General features: G+C 38.1%; 1 protein-coding gene. It reads left to right on the forward strand.

What is annotated here, in order from left to right; genetic code table 11:
- On the forward strand, window positions 1-1223 hold a 1223-nt coding region (locus tag FD44_RS09950), incomplete at its 5' end, for an IS110 family RNA-guided transposase (RefSeq protein WP_235809394.1).
- Window positions 1224-1252 lie beyond the last annotated feature (29 nt).

Here is a 1252-nt window from a genome sequence, read left to right on the forward strand (position 1 = left end):
GTTTGATGATGCTTGATATGGAAATCATATTTGGTATTGATGTCAGTAAACATAGTTCAAACGTAGCCATTTTGATTGATGGCAGGACGTTTAAAGAATTTAAAATAACCAATAACCGACCAGGTTACAAAATACTTGATGATGCGCTTAACAGTTTTAGATCGCCGAAGGTAATTTTTGAATCTTCTGGCATCTATTCCCGAAGTATACGGTCCTTTCTTCAAAGGGAAAATTGGAATTATACGGAAATTAACCCATTAGCAGCAAAAAAAGACATGGATGGGTTTAGGCATAATAAAAATGATCGGTTAGATGCCGTTTCATTAGCAATGGCAATGGCACAACATCATTATCAGTCGACCTTTAAGGAAAAAGCTGTGTATGGCGAGCTTCACGACTTGGAGCGAACCTATCAAGAATTCAACGAAGATATTGTACGAGCTAAAAATCGATTACATCAAAAGTTGCAGCTTACTTTCCCAGAGGTGGAACAATTTATAAGCACGACCGATGGTGCATTGTATTGGCACGTCGTGCAACAATTTCCACATGCCAGCCTTGTATTAGCAATCGAATTACCAGCGTTAGCCCAATTCATTTTAAAGGCTACACCAAAAAACATGAGTGAGAAGCGTGCATTCGCTCTAGCTAGGCATCTTCATGATTTGGCAAGTCAATCTGCCCCCGCAGTTGATTACAACGCTCACGCAGTTCACTCCGTTATTTATCTAGCTAACGAGGTTGAACACTTAAGCGGACTTAAGGCAGATATTATTGAGGAAATGACTAAGATTTCAAGCTTACTTGCCGAAATCCCAATCTTAGAATCAATTCCGGGATTCGGTATTAAAACAGCAGTTTGTCTCTTAGCTGAGTTAGGTGATATTAGCCGATTTCATAGCTCCAATGCCATTAATGCATACGTTGGAATTGATTTGATCCAGTATCAATCTGGGGATTTCGAGATGATGCAGCATATTCGAAAGCGCGGTAATCCATATGCAAGAAAAATATTATTTAAAGCTGTCTTAAACATGATGAGTGTCGCCAAATATCATCCATCGAATATCAGTATTTTTTATCAACGCAAAAAGCAATCTTCTAGTGAATCACACACTAAGAAGATTGCCATAGCTGCGATGGGACGTCTGATTAGGACCATCTACCACCTAATTAAAAATAATGAATTATATGATTCAACACAATTCTCACCAGAGAAATAAATCATAATTCATTCACACACAATTATAAC

Source organism: Secundilactobacillus malefermentans DSM 5705 = KCTC 3548, from assembly GCF_001436395.1.
GTDB classification, from domain to species: Bacteria; Bacillota; Bacilli; order Lactobacillales; family Lactobacillaceae; genus Secundilactobacillus; species Secundilactobacillus malefermentans.